Below are 20035 nucleotides of genomic sequence, written 5' to 3'. Positions count from 1 at the left end.
ATTTTGCGCTGCACTGGTCAATTCTCGCCGCAGCGGTATAGTGTCTATAGAGCGGCAGCGGTATTTGAAACACACAATGCTGGATATTATTGAACGCAAGTTTTCCGAAGTGCGCAGCGAGCTGCAGGCAAAGGTGCCCACAGGCCCCGACCTGCAGGGACACGCGGCGGTGTTACTGGCCCTGACAGATGAGCCAGACCCACAAGTCATCCTTACCTTGCGCTCTCAGCAACTCTCCAGCCACTCCGGTGAAGTATCCCTCCCCGGAGGGCGCTGGGACACAACCGACCCCTCCCTGAAATACACCGCCCTGCGCGAAACCCATGAAGAAATCGGGCTGCCCGCCGATCAGGTGCGCGTGCTCGGCCCGCTGTGGACGCGTAGCACCCGCTGGCAGGTAGAGGTCACACCCTGGCTCGGTATCGTCCCGGCGGACGCACAGCTCACGCCCAATCCCGGCGAACTCGATGCGATCTTCCGGGTTCCGTTGACCTGGTTCTTCGACGACCCGCGTATCCGCACCGATCGCATCACCATCGACCAGCGTCGTATTTACCTTCCCGCCTACGAGTACGAAGGCTACGAGATCTGGGGCTTTACCGCCGGTGTGCTGACAGAATTTCTGGTGCGGGTGCTGGATGTGCCGATTGGTCGCCGCGATGACGTTCCGCTGCGCGCGCTGAGCTGAGTTCCATCCCGACGTAAGCGCGTTGTCTGGTCAGGTATACTGCGGGCCTGTTTACCGAGATTGACCATGCCCAGACCCAAGTCCGCCGTCGCTCTGGAAGATGTTCACTGGAGCGCGCTGAAAACCCTGTTTCCCTATCTTCTGGAATTCAAGCGCCCGGTGTTGCTGGCGCTACTGTGTCTGGTGGGCGCCAAGGCCGCCAGTGTCGGCCTGCCGTTTCTGCTCAAGCATATCGTCGATGACTTGGACGGTGCCGGCGGTGTGGCGGCGACAATCGCGCTTCCCCTTGGCCTGTTACTGGCCTACGGTTTTGTGCGTTTCTCCTCGGTACTGTTTGGCGAGCTGCGCGACACCATTTTCGGCCGCGTAACCGAGCGTGCGCAGCGCCGGGTGGGGCTCGAAGTCTTCCAGCACCTGCACCGGCTGGACCTGAATTATCATCTCAACCGGCGCACCGGTGGTCTGTCGCGGGATATCGAGCGCGGTAACGCCGGCATCGGTTTCCTGATGCGTTTTATGGTGTTTAACATCGTACCCACCCTGGTGGAAATCCTGATGGTGGTGGGACTGTTGTGGTGGAACTACAGCGCTGGTTTTGCGCTGCTGGTACTGGGTGCGGTGGTGGTCTATATCGGTTTCTCGGTAGTGGCCACCGAGTGGCGCACGCGCTTTGTGCGGGAGCTCAATCAGGCCGAATCCGAGAGTAGTAGCCGGGCCGTGGACAGCCTGCTGAATTATGAAACCGTCAAATACTTTGGCAATGAGCAGTACGAGGCGCAGCACTACGATCGCGAGCTGGCCACCTGGGAGCAGGCACGGCGCAAGAACCGCCTGTCGCTCTTCGGTTTGAACGCCGGCCAGGCGTTGATCATCGCCGCCGCCCTGTGCGGTGCGATGGTGATGGCCGCCGTCAACGTCACCCGCGGCAGCATGACCATTGGCGATTTCGTGCTGATCAATGCCATCATGATGCAGATATTTATTCCGCTGAATTTCCTCGGTTTTGTGTATCGGGAAATGAAGGGGGCGCTGGCGAACATCGAAAAAATGTTTTCCATCCTCGATGTGAAACCGGCGATCGAAGACGCCGAAGGTGCCCCCGGGCTCGGTATCCAACAGGGGGCGATCGAGTTCCGCGACGTGCACTTTGGCTACAGCGCCGACCGCGAGGTGCTCAAGGGAGTGAGCTTTACCGTGCGGCCGCGGCAAAAGGTAGCCATCGTGGGGGCCAGTGGTGCCGGCAAGTCCACGCTGTTCAAACTGCTGTTTCGGTTTTATGACGTGACCAGTGGCAGTATCCGGGTGGACGGGCAGGATGTCCGCGCGGTGAGCCAGGATTCCCTGCGCGCCGCCATTGGTGTGGTGCCCCAGGATACCGTGCTGTTCAATCAGTCGATTCTGGAAAATGTGCGCTATGGCCGCGTCGATGCCAGCGACGAGGCAGTGCGCGCGGCGATCTGTCACGCGCAGCTGGATGACTTTATCGCGCAATTGCCGGAAGGGGTGCACACCACTGTGGGGGAGCGTGGCCTGAAGCTTTCCGGTGGCGAAAAGCAGCGTGTGGCCATCGCCCGCGCAATTTTGAAGCATCCTCCCATCATGGTGTTTGACGAGGCCACCTCCAGCCTGGACAGCCACTCCGAGCAGGGCATTCTGCGCGCGCTGCAGGAAATTTCCCGGGAGCAGACCACCCTGGTGATCGCGCATCGTCTGTCTACGGTGGTGGATGCCGACTGTATTCTGGTAATGGATCAGGGGCGTATCGTGGAGCAGGGCAGTCACGGGGATCTGATCGCCGCCGGCGGCCGCTATGCGGAAATGTGGCGAATACAACAACAGGAGCGGGCGCGAGAAGCGGGGCAAAGCGGTGCGCGGCTGCGTTCCTGACGTCGGGTTCATGTATTGCGTGGCGCAACTTGTTTCTTTCGCGGGCATTCGCACCACGTAAATTCCTATGATTGCGCATAATGGCAGAGGAAAATCCGGCACCGGGCCAGCAGCCGGGGTCGTCTGGACATCTTTCGAGCCCACAATTAATGTTGCTCGCACGAATCAATAAATCTACAGGCAGGAACCTGAATGAAAACTGCACTATTCGCGGCATCCGCCCTGGCACTCGCCATTGTGGCGGGCTGCTCTTCTGACGAAAAATCCACCGCCAAGCCGGAAACCGCGGCTCCAGCGGAACATTCGGCACAGCAGGCGGCCGATACCGCACAGCCGGCCACAGGCCCTCAGGCTGGTGGAATCGCCAAGGGTGTGGACCCCTCCCGGTTCAATATTTATGCGCCGGTTGAATTGAATGCAGACCTGTCTTCTCTTTCCGACAACCAGCGTCAGATGATCGGCAAGCTGATCGACGCCAGTAAAATCATGGACCAGCTGTTCTGGCTGCAGTCCTACGGCCCCGCACAGGAGTTGCTGAGTGGTATCGACGACAGCGCCGCGCGCAAATTTGCCGATATCAACTACGGCCCGTGGGATCGCCTGAACGATAACAAGCCGTTTATTGAGGGCTATGGCGACAAGCCGCTGGGCGCCGAGTTTTATCCGGAAGATATGACCAAGCAGGAATTTGATGCCTGGAATCAGCCCGGTAAAGACGGGCTCTACTCCCTGGTGCGCCGTGACAGTAACGGCAAGCTGGAACTGGTGCCTTACCACCAGGCCTACAAGACTGAGCTGGAAAAGGCATCCGCCCTGCTGCGCGAGGCCTCCGAGCTGGCCGAGGATCCGGGTTTCGCCGGCTATCTGAAACTGCGCGCCGATGCGCTGCTTGACGATCAGTTCCGCGAAAGCGACATGGCCTGGATGGACATGAAGGACAACCGCATCGACGTGGTGATCGGTCCGATAGAAAATTACGAAGATCAGCTGTTCGCCTATCGCACCGCCTACGAGTCCTACGTCCTGCTGAAAGACATGGCGTGGAGCGAAAAGCTGTCCAAGTTCGCCGCCTTCCTGCCGGAGCTGCAGCGCGGCCTGCCGGTGGATGACAAGTACAAGGCGGAAACCCCCGGAACCGACTCCGACCTGAATGCCTACGATGTGCTGTATTACGCAGGCCACAGTAATGCCGGCTCCAAAACAATCGCCATCAACCTGCCGAACGACGAAGAAGTGCAGCTGAAGAAAGGCACCCGCCGCCTGCAGCTGAAAAACGCCATGCGCGCAAAGTTCGACCAGATCCTGGTGCCCATCAGCGGTGTACTGATCGCCGAGGACCAGCGCAAGCACATTACGTTCGACGCCTTCTTCGGCAATACCATGTTCCACGAAGTGGCCCACGGCCTTGGCATCAAGAAAACCGTCACTGACGGGGCCAATGTGCGCCAGGCGCTGAAGGAAACTTCCTCCGCACTGGAAGAGGGCAAGGCGGATATCCTCGGCCTGTACATGATCACCAAGCTGCATGAGAAGGGTGAGATTGAAGAAGGTGAGCTGATGGACAACTACGTCACCTTCCTCGCCGGTATTTTCCGCAGCGTGCGCTTCGGCGCCGCCAGCGCCCACGGCAAGGCGAACATGATGCGCTTCAACTTCTTCAAGCAGGAAGGCGCCTTCAGCCGCGACGAAGCCACCGGCCAGTACAGTGTGGACTTCGACAAAATGCAGGCGGCTATGACCAAGCTGTCCAATCTGATCCTGACCATTCAGGGGGACGGCGATTACAAGAAGTCCAAAGACCTGCTGGACAACATGGGTGTAGTCGGTAGCGAGCTGCAGGCCGATCTGGATCGCCTGAAAGACGCCAGCATTCCGGTGGATGTGACTTTTATCCAGGGCAAGGAAGTGCTCGGTATTCAGTAAACTGCCGAATGCTGTGAGCGATCGAAGGCCCCGCATAATGCGGGGCCTTTTTTTATCCCGGAAAAGCTCAGAGGGCCTGCTTATTCGTTTTGCGCGTCCGTTGTGGTTGCTGGTGGGGGCGATCGGGACGGCAGGCGAGCCGTGTCCAGGCCACGGTATATGCGCTCGGGAATGACGCCTATTTCCAGCTGAACAGGCATCTCCACCAGTGCGCGCATTCGCTGTTGTAATTCATTGGAAAATTCCTGCGTGACTACCTTCGCGCCGTCGATCACTTCAACCCTGATGACGATGCTCTCCCCGTCGAAGCGTGTGGTGATACTGGTAAAACGGATTTCTTGGTCTGCGCCAATGATTTTTTCGCTCTCGTCGATCAGAGATCGCTGCACCTTGTTGCGCACCAGCAGTTCTTGCAGTCCGTGGGTCAGGGAGGGGACGACGACCAGCAGGCAGGTGAATGCGATCGCCATCGCCCCAATTCCCCTGGGTTGCCGGCGAAAATACTGCAGGAAGAAAACCACCGTGGCAGCAAAGGCGATACCCACCAGATTGGTCAGAAAGAGGATAAACGGGCGCTTTGCGCTTAAAGAGTCCCATGCCACACCCACCTCGATGCTGGCCTCGTTGTCGAGTGCCAGTGCGATACCGACGGTACACAGAGGGGGTACAAGCGCCACCGCGATGGCGATGCCTGCGAGGGTGGCGGAGGTGTTTGGGCGGGTGAGGGTATAGGCGGCGGCTGCGCCGGCCGCGATAGCGACGCCGAGGTCGAGCATACTCGGGCGCATACGCGCGACAATTTCCGGCCCCGCCATTTGATAGCCAATGCTGTAGGTGGTGAGAAACGCGATCAAAATACACAACAGGCTACCGGAGCCGGCAATCAGCGCCGAGCGCAGCACGAGCTGTCCGTCCCAGGATACCGCCCCGAACGCGAGGGAGATGATTGGGGCCATCAGTGGCGCTATCAGCATTGCGCCAATGATGACCGCTGCGCTGTCAGCGAGTAAACCGAGGGTTGCGATCACCGTCGACGCGGTCATCATCAGGTAAAAGCTGGGCGAGGGAATCGAGCCGGGAAGGATTTGCTCCCGCGCCTGTGGCCGCGGCAGGGGCTTCTCGATATAGCGCCGCCAGTCAGATTGTGGCTTCGTCTCAGTTCCGGCCATAAGGGGGTCCAGCGAAAATTTGGCTCGTTGTAGGTTTAGCACGTGTGCCGGTAGTGGTGCGTCTGTCGCTTCCGTCCTTTCCCCTATCACCGCGCGCCCATTCATGGTTGCTCGATCGAAGGGTGAGTTCCGAATCTGACTAGTCTTGCCCTCTCCTGACCAATACACTGGCGTTGCTGAAAACTATTCGAGAGCCTTGCGTGCGTCCCGACCCCGATCTCTGCCACCGTGCCCGACTCGCCCGCGACAAGCGGTTTGATGGCCGTTTCTATACCGCAGTGAAAACGACCGGTATCTTCTGCCGGCCTATTTGCCCGGCGCGCCCGCCGCTGGAGAAAAATGTTGAGTACTTCGCGACGGCCGCGGAGGCCGCTGCGGCGGGTTATCGTCCGTGCCTGCGCTGTCGCCCCGACGCCGCGCCGGGCAGCCCCGCCTGGGGCCTGGTTTCCACTACCGTGCAGCGCGCGCTCAAGCTGATGCGCGCGGAGCGCGAGGCACATTCCATCGAGCAACTGGCGGAACGGCTGGGCATCAGCAGCCGCTATTTGCGCAAACTGTTTGCCGAGCATATCGGTCTGAGCCCGCTGCAGGTGTGGCAGACCGAGCGGGCACTGTTCGCCTTTGGCCTGCTGCGCGACACTCGCCTGCCGGTGGCGGATATCGCATTTGCCGCAGGGTTTAGCAGCCTGCGCCGTTTCAATGGTGTGTTCAAATCCATTTATCAGCGCACGCCCTCGCAGGTGCGGCGCGCGCCGGCTGCCACTACAGACAGCGCGGAGGAGGCCACGCCCATCCAGATGACACTGAGCTATCGCCCTCCGTTCGACTGGCCGGCACTGCTGGCCTTTTTTTCTGCGCGAACCCTGCCGGGGGTGGAGCAGGTGATACCCGCGGACGACCCGGAGCAGGGCGAATACCGACGCAGCTTCGAGCTGCACGGTCAGCGCGGGCTGTTGCGTGTGACCCATGAACACGCCAAGGGGCGGCTGCGCGTACGTGTGTATGGCGACGGCTGTGGTGCCGTACTGTACCCGTTGCGGGAGAAGCTTCGCCGGCTGTTCGACCTGGATTCCGACACGGAGGAAATCGGTGCACACCTGCGCACGGACCCGTTACTGGCGCAGGTGCTGGCAGTGAACCCGGGGGTGCGCCTGCCCGGGGCCTGGGATCCGTTCGAGTACACACTGCGGGCGATTCTCGGCCAGCAGATCTCGGTGGCAGCGGCTACTACCATTGCCGGGCGCGTGGCGCGCCGCTACGGTGAGACCTTTGCCGGGCCGGAAGGGGAGCTGCTGCTGTTCCCCACCGCAGAACAGCTCCGCGATGCGGACTTCGCCGAAATCGGGGTGACCCGGAGCCGTGCGCAAACCCTGCGGACCTTCGTCGCGGCCACGTTGAACGGTGAGATCGACTTTGACGAGCCGGATCTCGACGCCTTCTGCGCACAGATGACCGCGTTGCCCGGTATCGGTGACTGGACCGCCCAGTACACCGCCATGCGTGGCCTGTCCATGCCCGATGCCTTTCCCGCGTCTGATCTTGGGGTTCTGATCGCTCTCGGAGAGCGAGAGAGTGAGCAGCAACGAAAGGCGACACCCAAACAGGCCCTGGCACGGGCCGAACCCTGGCGCCCCTGGCGGGCCTACGGGGCGCTGCTGCTCTGGCAGTCGCTCAAACTGAAGTCCGCAACGGGGGTATCCACATGATCCATTACGAAATCTATCCGAGCCTCTTTGGGGAGCTGGGCATCGCGGCGAGCGAGGCCGGGCTGGTGGGTATTGACCTGCAGGCCGGCCAGCGGCCGTTGCCGGTAAAGCCGGGCTGGCAGCGCGGGGGCAATGATCTGACGGCGGCGGCTGCAGCGCAGTTGCGGGCCTATTTCGCGGGTGAACGGCAATCCTTCGACCTGCCGCTGGCTGCCGCTGGGACGCCGTTCCAGCAGTCGGTGTGGCGGGCGCTGTGCGCGATTCCCTTTGGTGAAACCCGCAGTTACCGGGCGCTGGCGGAGGCCATCGGTAACCCCAAGGCGGTGCGCGCGGTGGCCCGCGCCAACGGCGCCAACCCGCTGTCTATCGTGGTGCCCTGTCATCGGGTGATCGGGGCGGACGGCACGCTGACGGGCTATGCCGGCGGGCTGGAGATGAAGGCGCGTTTACTGGCGCTGGAGGGGGTGTTGATCGGGTGAAAATGCCCGGTGAGTCACGGTGTTGCGGGGTGGTATTCGCGCCCTTTGGGCTGGATAATGGCCGGCTGATTTCCATGAACTTTTCATTGATCAAGTCCGCACGCAATACCCTGAGGGGGAGACCAGATGCTGTACAGATTGGGCGATAAACAGCCGCAGCTGGAAGGCGAGGGCCACTATGTGGCGCCGGGTGCCCGGGTGATTGGCAATGTGCTGATGAAGCCCCACAGTTCGGTGTGGTTCAACGCGGTGATTCGCGGGGACAACGATCTGATCACGATTGGTGAGCGGGCGAACATTCAGGATGGCTCTGTGTTGCATACGGATCCGGGTGTGCCGCTGACGGTGGGCACTGGGGTGACGGTGGGGCACAAGGTGACGCTGCACGGGTGCCAGATCGGTGACTATTCGCTGGTGGGTATGAACGCGGTGGTGCTGAATGGGGCCAAGATCGGCAAGTGCTGCATTATTGGGGCGAATGCGCTGGTGACGGAGAATGCGGAGATTCCGGATTATTCGTTGGTGCTGGGCAGCCCGGGTAAGGTGGTGAAGTCGCTGGATGCGTCGATGTTTGAGTTGTTGAAGGCGAGCAGTGAGATTTATGTGGCCAACGGTCAGCGGTTTGCGGAAGAGCTGGTTGAGGTCTGAACGATGACCGAGAGCGATTGGAGCAAGGTGAAGGATAAAGAGCCGGAGGCTGAATTCGAGTTTCCGGTAAAGTCGCCTTGTGTTTCCGTTTGTGCGCTGAATCGCGAGGATATCTGTGAGGGGTGCTTTCGCTCCGGGACTGAGATCAGTCAGTGGGGGCGGATGTCTAATGCTCAGAAAAAGCAGGTATTGAGTTTGTGCCATGAGCGGGCGGTGGAAATGAAGCGGGTTTGGTGGTCGGACTGACCGTTTGTGGTTCGTTTTTTTCGGCCCTCTGGCGCCGGATCAGCGGGTACGAGTTTTCAGGACCGCTGTGAACCCATCCCTGGGCGCTGCGGCGCAAACATCCTGTTTGCGACGCTCCTGAAAACTCGTACCCGCTGCTCCGCCTTCGCTTCGGCTACAGTACTCCGTCAGAAATTATTGGGCACCAGGTTGCGATGAGTTGCCTGGGCTTACGAAGCAAAAAATTACCAGAATTGCACAAAGCACCGAGGGGCGGTAAGCCCTTCCGGGGCCTTCGCCGACAGGGATGTCGGCGCAGAGCTACATGGATGTACTCGCCGCGTGTCCCGGAAGGGCTTACCGCCCCTCGGTGCGTACCCGGATCAGAGCTCAAAACAAAAGAGCCCCGGAACCAAACCAAATAGAAAAAATATGACCCAACCCTTCGTACATTTAAGAATCCACACAGAATATTCCCTGATCGACGGTCTGGTGCGTATCAAGCCGCTGGTGAGCCGTGTCGCTGAGCTGGAGATGCCGGCGGTGGCGATTACGGATCAGACGAATTTCTATGGCCAGGTGAAGTTTTATAAAGGCTGCATGGGTGCCGGCATCAAGCCGATCACCGGTGCAGATTTCTGGCTGAAGGAAGGTGGTGAGGAGCAGCCGACGCTGCTGACGCTGTATGCGATGAACACCACCGGCTATCGCAATATTACCGAGCTGATTTCCCGCGCGTGGATGGAAGGCCAGTACCACGGGCACGCTTTTGTGGAGCGCGAGTGGATCGAGCAGGCGTCGGAAGGCGTGCTGATGCTCTCTGGTGCCAAGTACGGGGATGTGGGGCGTGCGCTGATTGCGGGGCGGAACTCGCAGGCGGAGGCGCTGGCGCAGGAGTGGGAGCGGATTTTCCCGGGGCGTTATTATCTGGAATTGCAGCGCACTGGTCGGCCGGGGGATGAGGCGTATCTGCATGCGGCGGTGGGGCTGGCGGGCAAGCTGAATCTGCCGGTGGTGGCGACCAACGATGTGCGCTTTCTTGAGGACAGCGAGTTTGAGGCCCATGAGGTGCGGGTGTGTATCCGCGAGGGCCGTGCGCTGGATGATCCGCGTCGCGAGCGCCGTTATTCTTCCGAGCAGTATCTGCGCACCCCGGAGGAGATGCAGGCGCTGTTTGCGGATATTCCGGAAGCGCTGCAAAACACGGTGGAGATTGCGCGCCGCTGTTCCGCGCCGATTCAGCTGGGCAAGTACTTCCTGCCCCAGTTCCCCATCCCCGACGGCATGACGGAGAACGAGTTCTTCGAAAAGATTTCCTTCGATGGTCTCTACGAGCGCCTCGAATTTATTCTCGACAAGAGTGCCCCGGATTACGAAGCGCGCAAAAAAGAGTACGAAGACCGCCTGCGCTTCGAGCTGGATATCGTTATCCAGATGGGATTCCCGGGCTACTTCCTGATCGTGATGGACTTTATCCAGTGGGCCAAGGATCACAATATCCCGGTGGGCCCGGGGCGGGGTTCTGGTGCGGGCTCGCTGATTGCCTACTCGCAGAAAATTACCGATCTCGATCCGCTGCAATACGACCTGCTGTTCGAACGATTCCTGAACCCGGAACGGGTTTCCATGCCCGACTTCGACGTCGACTTCTGCATGGAAAAACGCGATCGCGTGATCAGCTACGTGGCGGATAACTATGGCCGTAACGCGGTAAGCCAGATCATCACCTTCGGTACCATGGCCGCGAAGGCGGTGGTGCGGGATGTGGCGCGGGTGCAGGGCAAGTCCTACGGCCTTGCCGACAAGCTCTCCAAGATGATTCCGCCGGACCCCGGCATGACCCTGCAGAAGGCCTTCGAGCAGGAAGAAGTACTGCGCGAGTTCCTCGAGAACGATGAGGAAGGTCAGGAAATCTGGGAGATGGCGCTGCAGCTTGAGGGCGTGGCGCGGAACGTGGGCAAGCACGCCGGTGGTGTGGTAATCGCCCCCACCAAACTCACCGACTTTGCGCCGCTCTACTGCGACGAGACCGGTGCCGGCCTGGTGACCCAGTTCGACAAGAACGACGTGGAAGACGCGGGCCTGGTGAAGTTCGACTTCCTCGGTCTGCGTACCCTGACCATCATCGACTGGGCCAAGGCGATGGTGGACGAGCAGCGCGCGCGGGAGGGCAAAGAGCCTCTGGTGATCGAGGCGCTGCCACTGGACGATGAAGAAACCTTCAAGATGATCAAGCGGGCCGAGACCACCGCGGTGTTCCAGTTGGAATCCCGCGGTATGAAGGACCTGATCAAACGTCTGCAGCCGGACAACCTCGAAGACATGATCGCCCTGGTGGCCCTGTTTCGTCCGGGTCCGCTGCAGTCGGGCATGGTGGACGACTTCATCAACCGGAAGCACGGTCGCGCCCAGGTGGCCTACCCGGATGCCAAGTACCAGCACGAGAAACTCAAGCCGATCCTGGAGCCCACCTACGGGGTAATCGTTTACCAGGAACAGGTGATGCAGATTGCCCAGGAACTGGCGGGCTATACCCTCGGTGGTGCGGACATGCTGCGCCGGGCCATGGGTAAGAAAAAACCCGAGGAGATGGCCAAGCAGCGTGCCACCTTTGAGGAGGGTGCGAAGGAGCAGGGGGTAGACCCGGATCTCGCAATCAAGATCTTTGACCTGGTTGAAAAATTCGCCGGTTACGGTTTCAACAAATCCCACTCCGCCGCCTACGCTCTGGTCTCTTACCAGACCGCCTGGCTGAAGGCCCACTACCCGGCGCAGTTTATGGCCGCCACTATGTCGTCGGACATGGACAAGACCGACAAGGTGGTGACCTTTATCGAAGAGTGTCGGGCCATGAAGCTCGACCTGGTGCCGCCGGATGTAAATCTGGGTACCTACCAGTTCTCCGTGCCGGTCTCCGATAACGGGGAAAACCGCATCATCTACGGTCTCGGTGCGATCAAGGGGCTGGGTGAGGGACCCATCGACAACATTATTGCCGAGCGTGAGCAGAACGGGCCCTTTACGGACCTGTTCGATTTCTGTTCCCGCATCGACCCGCGCAAGGTGAACAAGCGCGCGCTGGAAGCGCTGGTGCGCTCCGGTGCACTGGACAGCATCGGTCCGGATACCAACAGTGCCGATGGGCTGGATTACTCTCGTGCGGTGCTGTTCAACGCGCTGGATGAGGCGGTGAAGTCTGCGGAGCAGCAGAGCAAGAACGACAGCGCCGGCATGATGGACCTGTTTGGCGAGGTGGTGCGCTCGGCGTCTGACGGCGATGTGTACGAGGATTTCCGCAACGCTCGCCCGTGGAGTATCCGCGAGCGTCTCGAAGGCGAGAAAAATACCCTCGGTCTGTACCTCACCGGCCATCCCATCGATGAATACGAAGATGAATTGAAACACCTGGTGAAGGCGCGCATCGCCGACCTGAAGCCGGGCCGGGATAACCAGAAGGTGGCCGGGCTGTGTGTGGGCATGCGGGTGATGAAGACCAAGCGTGGCGATTCGATGGCGATCGTGACTTTGGATGACCGCAGTGCGCGGATCGAGGCGGCGGTGTTCAGCGAGGCGTTTGGTGAGCACCGGGAGAAGCTGGTGAAGGATGCGCTGCTGGTGCTGGAGGGTTCTATCTCTCACGACGATTACAGTGGCGGCCTGAAGATGAGCGTAAACAGTGTGTCTACGCTGGATGACCTGCGCAGTGGCAGTGTGATCGGGGTGACCCTGAAGATCGACAGTGCCCAGGCGCTGCCCAAGATGGGCCAGCGCCTGGGTGCCTGCCTGCGGCCCTATGTGGGTGGCAGCTGTCCGGTGCTGGTGGAAGTGGAACGCAGCGATGCCCGTGGAACTTTCCGCCTGGGCGAAGAGTGGAAAGTGGAGCCAAATGATCAGCTGATTCAGTCCCTGCGGGAGGTCGTCGGCCGGGAGCGGGTACAGCTCAACTACAATCAACGGCAGTAAATTTTTTGACCATTTGGTGGCGGTGGCGCTACCGGGTGCGGTCTTGCGAGACACGCCGTGTACCCATCCCTGGGGGCTCTGCACCGCCATCCATGGCGGTGAAGGTCTCGCAAGACCGCACCCGGTATCGCCACCTTCGCCCGTGGTTGTGTTAAATGAACATGATTCGAGGGCACCTCATTCTCGATGCAGGCTTTGATTGCGCTCGAAACACAGCTAAGTGAACCCATGCACTCGACTGGATGGTCCTATCCCGGTAAGCTAGCCGCCATTTTCAGTAGACGAGGCCTGTTTGCGACTGTTCGGGGTGGTTTAGTCGCATTTTCCAACATTTGGCAGGCCCACAGAATTATCAAGGCGCGAATTAAATGAACTTCAGTTTTCTCGAGTTTGAACAGCCAATTGCGGAACTGGAAAGCAAGATCAAGGAACTGCAGCATGTAGGGGACGACAACGACCTCAACATCGCTGAAGAGATCACCCGCCTGCGGGAAAAGAGCGAGAAGCTCACCGAGTCCCTGTATTCCGACCTCTCTCCGTGGCAGATCGTGCAGGTGGCCCGCCACCCGCAGCGCCCTTATGCGAAGGACTACATCGAGCGTATTTTCACCGATTGGGACGAGCTGCATGGCGACCGTCACTTTGGTGATGACCAGGCGATCATTGCCGGTATCGGTCGTCTTGAGGGCCGTCCGGTGGCGGTGATCGGTGAGGAGAAGGGCCGCACGGTCAACGAGAAGGTGAAACGCAATTTTGGTATGCCGAAGCCGGAAGGTTACCGCAAGGCGCAGCGCATCATGGAGATGGCGGAGCGTTTCAAAATGCCGGTGCTGACGCTGATTGACACTCCGGGGGCCTATCCGGGTATCGACAGTGAGGAGCGCGGTATCTCTGAGGCCATCGCCAAGAACCTGGCGGTGATGTCGCGCCTGCGCACGCCGATTATCTGCACCGTGATTGGTGAAGGTTCCTCCGGTGGCGCGCTGGCGATTGGTGTGGGCGACCAGCTGAACATGCTGCAGTACTCCACCTACTTTGTGATTTCCCCGGAAGGTTGCGCCAATATCATCTGGAAAACCGTGGAGAAGGCGCCGCTGGCGGCCGAGGCCATGGGGGTGACGTCCAGTGTGCTGGAAGAGCTGGGTATTGTGGACGAGACGCTGCCAGAGCCGCTGGGCGGCGCGCACCGCGATCCGGACCTGATGGCCGCGCGTCTGCGCGATCGCCTGTCTGAGCAGCTGGACAAGCTGACTGCGGTTCCGATCGATGAACTGCTGGAGAAGCGTTATCAGCGCTTGATGAGCTACGGTAACGTCACCGGCTAATTTCCTCAGCGAGCGTTACTCGAAAACGGCGTCAACTTCGGTTGCCGCCGTTTTTTTTGCGCTTGCTTCTGCTCCCGTCAATCTTGGTTACAGGCGCAGAATGTCCCGGTAGCCGGCAACCCGTACCTGGAAGGGGGTGTTGTCCTGCAGGTAGAGACGCTGGCAATCGGCCGCGTCCGGCTCGCCGTGCACCAGTTGAATCTGGGTGCCTGCCTCCAGTGCAGACTGCAACAGCCACTCGCCCAGCTCCACATAGTCCGCGTGGGCGGATAGCCCTTCCAGCATTTCGATCTGCGCCTTGCAGGGTATGTACTCCCCGTGAATCTTTACGTTGCGTGAACCGGCCAGCAGGCGGGCACCGCGGGTGCCGCCAGCCTGGTAGCCGGCGAATAACACGGTGGTTCTATGGTCAGGTAGCAAGCGCTTCATGTGGTGCAGTATGCGGCCGCCGCTGGCCATGCCGCTGCCGGCGATGATGATGTGGGGATACTGGATGTTCTCCAGAGCCTTGGACTGATCCACGCTGCGGGTGTAGCGGATGCCGCTGCACATGAAGGTACAGTTTGCGGCACTGAGGCGGTGCTGGTCCGGGTAGCGGGCATAGATTTCCGAGGCGTCGATGGCCATGGGGCTGTCGAGGAAAATGGGGACTTTGGGAATCCGCTGTTCTCGCATCAGGTTCAGCAGTAGGAATTGCAGGGTTTGCGCCCGTCCCACGGCAAAACTCGGAATCAGTAACACCCCGCCGCGGCCGAGGGTGTTGTTGACGACCTCGGCCAGTTGTTGCGCGTGGTCAATCTGCGGGTGACGCCGGTCCCCATAGGTGGATTCCAGCAGCAGGAGGTCCAGAGCGGGCAGAGGCCGCGGCGAGTGCATGATGAGATCGTGCGGGCGGCCCACATCACCGGAAAATCCTACCCGCTTGCCATCCGCTTCGAGAATGACACTGCCCGCGCCCAGAATGTGCCCCGCCGGCTGGATATGCAGGGTGGCGCTGCCAATTCGAATTTTTTCGTCGAAGGCCACTGGCTGGAACAGCTCGAGGCACCGCTCTGCGGTATCACCGTTGTACAGGGGCACGGGGTGGGCGTGCTTGCCGAGTTTGTGGCGCTGGTAGAAGCGGGCGTCTTCTTCCTGGATGTGCCCGGCATCCGGCAGAAGAATCGAGCAGAGATCGCGGGTGGCATGGTGGCAGTAGACCGGGCCGCGATATCCCTGCTGGTAGAGCCGCGGAATATAACCGGAGTGGTCCAGGTGGGCGTGGGTGAGGACGATCCCCTTGAGGTGGCGGTAGTCGAACAGGGGCGCTTCCCAGTTGCGTTCGCGCAACCATTTGTAGCCCTGGAACATACCGCAATCCACCAGAAACTGCGTTTTACCCTCATCCACACTGATCAGAAATTTTGAGCCGGTAACCGTGCCGGTGCCGCCAAGGAACGTGATATTCATCGGTAGGATTTTCTCCATTGGCCAGTGTTGCTGCGCGTACGTTGCGATAGGCGCTTCTCAAAGGTAATCCGCTTGCGGCGCTTTCCTATCGATTACTGTCCCTGTCGCCATCTCGGTTGCCCTCGGTTATCGCCGGGGTGTTTGCGGGCGCAACGTCAAACAGGTCCCGGTTTTGATGGTAGTACTCCCGCGCGTAGGCCAGCTCCCCCGGCGTCTGTGCCAGCAGGGTTGCCAGTGCCTGACCCGCGCGGATGCTGTCCCCCACCTTGACCTGCAGGCGCAGTCCGGCTTCCGGGGACGAGGGTGCGCCGGCAACCTTGGCCAGGTGTGCCAGGCGCCGGTTGTCCATGCCGCGCAGGTGTCCATCCCATGTGCTGCGCAGTTCGATATGGTGGCTGGCGGTTGGGATTTCGCGGAGGCCGCCCTGGGCTTCGCAGATATTCAGGAACTGCTGCAGAGCCTCGCCGGATTCCAGCAAGTCCCGGGCATTTCGGTACGCCTGCGCGTCACTGGTTTCATCGGCCATACATAACAGTTGTGCCGCAAGAAACAGCGCGCGCTCCTTCAGGTCGGCCGGGGCGTGTTGCTCGTTGTGCAACACACTCAGCACATCGCGCGCCTCCTCGGCGGGGCCGATGCCCCAGCCAACCGCCTGGCTGCCATCGGTTTGTACACAGCGAACCTCTACCCCGAGGTTGCCGGCCACTGCGTGAAACAGGGATTCGAGATCTGCCGCCTGTTGCGGGGTGCGTAATTTCGCGGTGGGACCCACGGGCATGTCAATCAGGATGTGGGTGGAACCGGCGGCCATTTTCTTGGAAAGCACCGAGGCCACCAGCTGTCCCTCACTGTCCAGGTCCAGGGCGCGCTCGATGCGAATCAAAAGGTCATCGGTTGGGCTCAGCCCGACTTCGCCCCCAGCGGCGAGGCAGGCCCCGGTACGGGTGATCACATTGCGCAATTGTGCCAGCGGCAGGTCGACGTTGGTGAGGACCTCCATGGTGTCGGCGGTGCCCGCCGGTGAGGTGATGGCGCGCGAGGAGGTTTTGGGAATGACCAGGCCGGCAGCACTGACGATGGCCACCACAATCGGCGTCGTGCGGTTACCAGGCAGGCCGCCGATGCAGTGCTTGTCGAACACACGTGTGTACTCGGGCCAGTGCAGTCGGTTGCCGTTGTTGATCATGGCGGTGGTCAGCGCAGTGGTTTCGGCGGCATCGAGGCGTCCGCCGGCGCAGGCGGTCAGGAAACTGGCGACTTCGATATCCGAATAGCGGCGTTGGCCGATGTCACCGATGATGCTGCTGATTTCCAGGGTATTGAGCCGGTGACCATAGATTTTCTTGCGCAGGGCGCTCAGTGAGGGCACCGGTGGGGCGTGGTGAACATGAACCACCGAATGTTCATCCAGCCCGAGGAATTCCCAGGCGCTGTCGGAAAAACCGATATAGCCCTGGGGCAGAATCGTTTCACTCACCGTGTTGAGCGTCGCAATCAGTGTGCGCTGGCCGGCGCTGATTTGCAGTCGGGTGTTTGCCGTGTAGCCCTCGGCACGGCAAATAGCGCAGTCCTTGCGCATGAAGACAATGGGTTCCTCATGGGTGTCGATTCCCATGCGGTAGGCAGTGAGTGGCAGCGCCCGGGTCATAGTGTGATCCCTGATCTCCCAAGGGTGCGCCCGGGCGGACAGTCCCGGCGGAAATATAGTGTAGGTGTTTCCACCGGACACGGGTGGGGCGGGGCACTATGCGGTGCGGCGGCGCAGGCGGTGTCCGGCGGGATCGGCGCAGCGCACGCCCGATGTCCCCAAATGACCAGCACAGGGCCCGTGACTACTGGGTTTGTGCCTATCCCCGACGGTATTCTGCTCACCCCCGAGCGATCGGCTTCACCGATAACTGAATAACAAGCAGAGGTCTACCTTGGCGGAACTGGGTGACATATCCGGCCTTACGCTGGGGCTTTTACTGGCCGTGTGTGTGGTCAGTGCGTTTATCTCTGCGGTCACCGGTGGCGCCGGTGGCATCCTGATGTTCGCCGCGTTGAACGTTGCCATTCCACTGCGCCTACTGGTGCCCATTCACGGCGCTGTGCAGCTGATGAGCAACCTGGCACGCATCGTTTACGTCCGTGACCATATCCGCTGGGATATGTGCATCCCGTTTTTTTTCGGTTGCACGATCGGCGCCGGGTTGATGACGTTGGGGCTGGCGAGTCTCAGCTGGCAGCAGCTACCCATGGCGCTGCTGGCCATACTGGTGTTCTACACGGTATTCAAACCGAAAAAGCTGCCGGAGATTCGCCTGCAGCCACGCAATTTTTTCTGGGTGGGTATCGGCACCGGGACGCTGGGCATCCTGGCCGGTGCGGTAGACCCACTACTTGCGGCATTTTTCGTACGCAAGGACATGACACCCAAAGAAATCGTTGCCAATAAATCCGTCATGCAGGCGTGGTGTCATGCCCTTAAAGTCCCCGCCTTTATTTTCCTCGGATTTGCGTTTTCAGATCATCTGGGGCTGATTGTATTACTCACCGTTGCCGCGGTGATCGGTACCCGCATCGGCATCATCCTCCTGAACCGGATCAGCAGCGAAGTATTTTTCAACCTGATGCGCGCAGCACTTCTCGTGGCTGGGATACGCATTGTCTATCAATTATTTGCACCGTAGGCACTTAGGTAATTACCCAACATGGCAGATTATCAGATTATCAACCCATATAGCGGTGAGCCGATCGAAGCGTATGAGTTCCATACCCGGGAGCAGGTGGCCGAAGCCATCGAAGCGCTGGTAGCCGCCCGAAAAACCCAACAGGCAACACCAGCGTTTGAGCGCTCCAATATTCTGCTGAAACTGGCCCAGTTACTGCTGGAAAACAAAGAAGATTTGGCGCAGCTGGTTATGCAGGAAACCAGCAAAACCATCAACGACAGCCGCGTGGAAATCGATCGCGCCTACAACACGGCTCTGGCCAGTGCCATGGAAGCACGCAGTATCAACGGCGAAGCTCTGGATTCCGACGCCTACCCGCCCATGCGCGAGAAAATTGGCGTCGTACTGTGGAAGCCCCTGGGTACCGTCCTGTGCATTACTCCGTTTAACTTTCCCATCAATATTGCGCTGCACAAGATCGGCCCGGCATTTGCCGCCGGTAATACCATCCTGTTCAAACCGGGCCCCCAGAACAAACGCTCCGCAGAACGGCTGGTTGCGCTGTGCTATGCCGCAGGCATGGATCGATCGGTCCTGAAAATGCTGATTCCGGATATCGACGCCACCCGCTACGCCGTGTCCCATCCGGAAATTCAGGCCATCAATTTTACCGGTGGCACTGCCGCGGCCAATGCCATTGCCGCGGATGCCGGCTACAAAAAAATGCTGTTCGAGCTGGGCGGTAACGACCCGCTCATCGTCATGCCCGACGCCGACCTGGACGCCGCCGTGAACGCCACCATCAACCAGCGCTTTGCCACCGCCGGCCAGCGCTGTACCGCGGCCAAGCGCCTGTTTGTACACACTGCCGTATTCGACGCCTTCGCCGAAAAACTCGTGGCCGCTACCGCCAGACTCAAAGTCGGCAACCCGGCGGAAGAGGACACCTTTATCGGTCCACTGATCCACACCGCCGCCGCCGACGAAGTGGAAGCGCGTATCTCTGCTGCAGTAAACGCTGGTGCGAAGGTGCTGTTCGGTCACAAACGTGAAGGCAACATTCTCTGGCCCACCATTCTAGATAACGTCGCCGACGACGCGGAACTGGTCGCGGAAGAAACCTTTGGCCCGGTGGTGCCTCTGCGCAAATTTGACGACGAAGCAGAGCTGATTCCCCTGATCAACAACTCGCCCTTTGGCCTGCAGGCGGGCGTATTCACCCAGAACCTTGCCCTCGCCAAACGCCTCTACAATCAGTTGGATGTAGGCCTGCTCGCCGTCAACGACGGCCCCGGCTTTCGTGCGGAACATTTCCCGTTCGGCGGCGTAAAAGAAAGCGGTGTCGGAAGGGAAGGGGTGCGCTACGCCATTCGTGAAATGAGCTACCAGAAAACGCTCGTGATCTAGTCAATTTCCACGAAGTAATTGGCTTGAAGCAAAGGCCGGGCGCTGGGTAGTAGCTTTCAGGAGCGTCGGCGACATGGACGTCGCCGACGCAGCGTTTAGGGGTGAGGCAAGCGTTTGCGAAGCACCGCTTCGCGCGCAGCCGAACGACACCAATCTATGATTGGTGGCCGGTCCCGCTTAGCGGGGGTTCACAGCGGTCCTGAAACCGTTCACCCGGTGCCTGGCCGCCACCGTAAGACCTACGAAGTCTTCGCTACCACAGAACCAGGCTAACGCCAAAATATCCCAGAGACTTGTCCCGCCGGTCACATTGCTACTATACTCCGCCCCAACTTGTCGGAGTGCCTTCGGGCTGAGATCGCTGTTGCGAGATCCGTTGAACCTGATCGGGGTAACCCCCGCGTAGGGAACAAGATCTGAAATCGCTATTTTTCGTACGTTTATTTTTTGCGTCCGAAACCCGCTCTCCCCACCTGTACCCCGGCAATCCACTCACGGATACCATCCAAGGA

14 protein-coding genes and 1 riboswitch are annotated in these 20035 nt (G+C 60.0%); of the genes, 11 read left to right on the top strand and 3 right to left on the bottom strand.

Annotated elements, in window-relative coordinates:
* Positions 1-76 precede the first annotated feature (76 nt).
* From JF535_RS14855 to JF535_RS14845, 3 genes are all read left to right on the top strand, one after another.
* Entirely contained in the window at positions 77-688 is a 612-nt protein-coding gene (locus tag JF535_RS14855; protein ID WP_207003413.1) for an NUDIX hydrolase, read from the top strand.
* 66 nt (positions 689-754) lie between these two features.
* On the top strand, positions 755-2575 hold the full coding sequence (locus tag JF535_RS14850; RefSeq protein ID WP_207003412.1) for an ABCB family ABC transporter ATP-binding protein/permease: 1821 nt from the start codon (positions 755-757) through the stop codon (positions 2573-2575).
* A 192-nt stretch (positions 2576-2767) separates the two neighbouring features.
* Positions 2768-4498 (top strand): dipeptidyl-peptidase 3 family protein, encoded by a 1731-nt coding sequence (locus JF535_RS14845; RefSeq protein WP_207003410.1) that lies wholly within the window; start codon positions 2768-2770, stop codon positions 4496-4498.
* 80 nt (positions 4499-4578) lie between these two features.
* Here the strand turns inward: JF535_RS14845 and JF535_RS14840 are convergent, their stop codons facing one another.
* The gene (locus JF535_RS14840) at positions 4579-5667 is read right to left on the bottom strand and encodes a DUF389 domain-containing protein (RefSeq protein ID WP_207003404.1); all 1089 of its coding nucleotides are present in this window, start codon (positions 5665-5667) and stop codon (positions 4579-4581) included.
* Positions 5668-5867: 200 nt separating this feature from the next.
* On the opposite strand from JF535_RS14840, the gene JF535_RS14835 reads away from it, so the two are divergent.
* From JF535_RS14835 to JF535_RS14810, 6 genes are all read left to right on the top strand, one after another.
* A complete protein-coding gene (locus tag JF535_RS14835) occupies positions 5868-7373 on the top strand; it encodes an AlkA N-terminal domain-containing protein (RefSeq protein WP_207003403.1) in 1506 nt (501 codons plus the stop codon).
* Positions 7370-7852, top strand: coding sequence for a methylated-DNA--[protein]-cysteine S-methyltransferase (locus JF535_RS14830; RefSeq protein WP_207003402.1), 483 nt, complete (start codon positions 7370-7372; stop codon positions 7850-7852). The genes JF535_RS14835 and JF535_RS14830 overlap by 4 nt, the downstream gene beginning before the upstream one ends.
* A 126-nt stretch (positions 7853-7978) precedes the next feature.
* Positions 7979-8500, top strand: a complete 522-nt coding sequence (locus JF535_RS14825; RefSeq protein WP_207003401.1) for a gamma carbonic anhydrase family protein — start codon at positions 7979-7981, stop codon at positions 8498-8500.
* A gap of 3 nt (positions 8501-8503) precedes the next feature.
* Complete coding sequence (locus JF535_RS14820) at positions 8504-8746, top strand: DUF1289 domain-containing protein (RefSeq protein WP_207003400.1); 243 nt, start codon at positions 8504-8506, stop codon at positions 8744-8746.
* 411 nt (positions 8747-9157) lie between these two features.
* Positions 9158-12688 (top strand): DNA polymerase III subunit alpha, encoded by a 3531-nt coding sequence (dnaE, locus tag JF535_RS14815; RefSeq protein WP_207003399.1) that lies wholly within the window; start codon positions 9158-9160, stop codon positions 12686-12688.
* Positions 12689-13056: 368 nt separating this feature from the next.
* Positions 13057-14013, top strand: a complete 957-nt coding sequence (locus tag JF535_RS14810) for an acetyl-CoA carboxylase carboxyltransferase subunit alpha (protein ID WP_207003397.1) — start codon at positions 13057-13059, stop codon at positions 14011-14013.
* A gap of 87 nt (positions 14014-14100) precedes the next feature.
* Here JF535_RS14810 and JF535_RS14805 read toward each other — a convergent pair whose 3' ends face one another.
* On the bottom strand, positions 14101-15462 hold the full coding sequence (locus JF535_RS14805; RefSeq protein ID WP_207003396.1) for an MBL fold metallo-hydrolase: 1362 nt from the start codon (positions 15460-15462) through the stop codon (positions 14101-14103).
* Between the two features lie 85 nt (positions 15463-15547).
* Positions 15548-17110 (bottom strand): thymidine phosphorylase family protein, encoded by a 1563-nt coding sequence (locus JF535_RS14800; protein ID WP_207003394.1) that lies wholly within the window; start codon positions 17108-17110, stop codon positions 15548-15550.
* Positions 17111-17384: 274 nt separating this feature from the next.
* On the opposite strand from JF535_RS14800, the gene JF535_RS14795 reads away from it, so the two are divergent.
* Both JF535_RS14795 and safD read left to right on the top strand, forming a co-directional pair.
* On the top strand, positions 17385-18134 hold the full coding sequence (locus JF535_RS14795; protein ID WP_207003393.1) for a sulfite exporter TauE/SafE family protein: 750 nt from the start codon (positions 17385-17387) through the stop codon (positions 18132-18134).
* Positions 18135-18155: 21 nt separating this feature from the next.
* On the top strand, positions 18156-19523 hold the full coding sequence (gene safD / locus JF535_RS14790) for a sulfoacetaldehyde dehydrogenase SafD (RefSeq protein WP_207003391.1): 1368 nt from the start codon (positions 18156-18158) through the stop codon (positions 19521-19523).
* Positions 19524-19850: 327 nt separating this feature from the next.
* Positions 19851-19949, top strand: a riboswitch (TPP riboswitch).
* Positions 19950-20035 lie beyond the last annotated feature (86 nt).

It is taken from the genome of Microbulbifer salipaludis (assembly GCF_017303155.1).
Classification (GTDB): domain Bacteria; phylum Pseudomonadota; class Gammaproteobacteria; order Pseudomonadales; family Cellvibrionaceae; genus Microbulbifer; species Microbulbifer salipaludis.
Note: the sequence above shows the minus strand (reverse complement) of the source record. Positions and strands in the feature narration are given on the sequence as shown.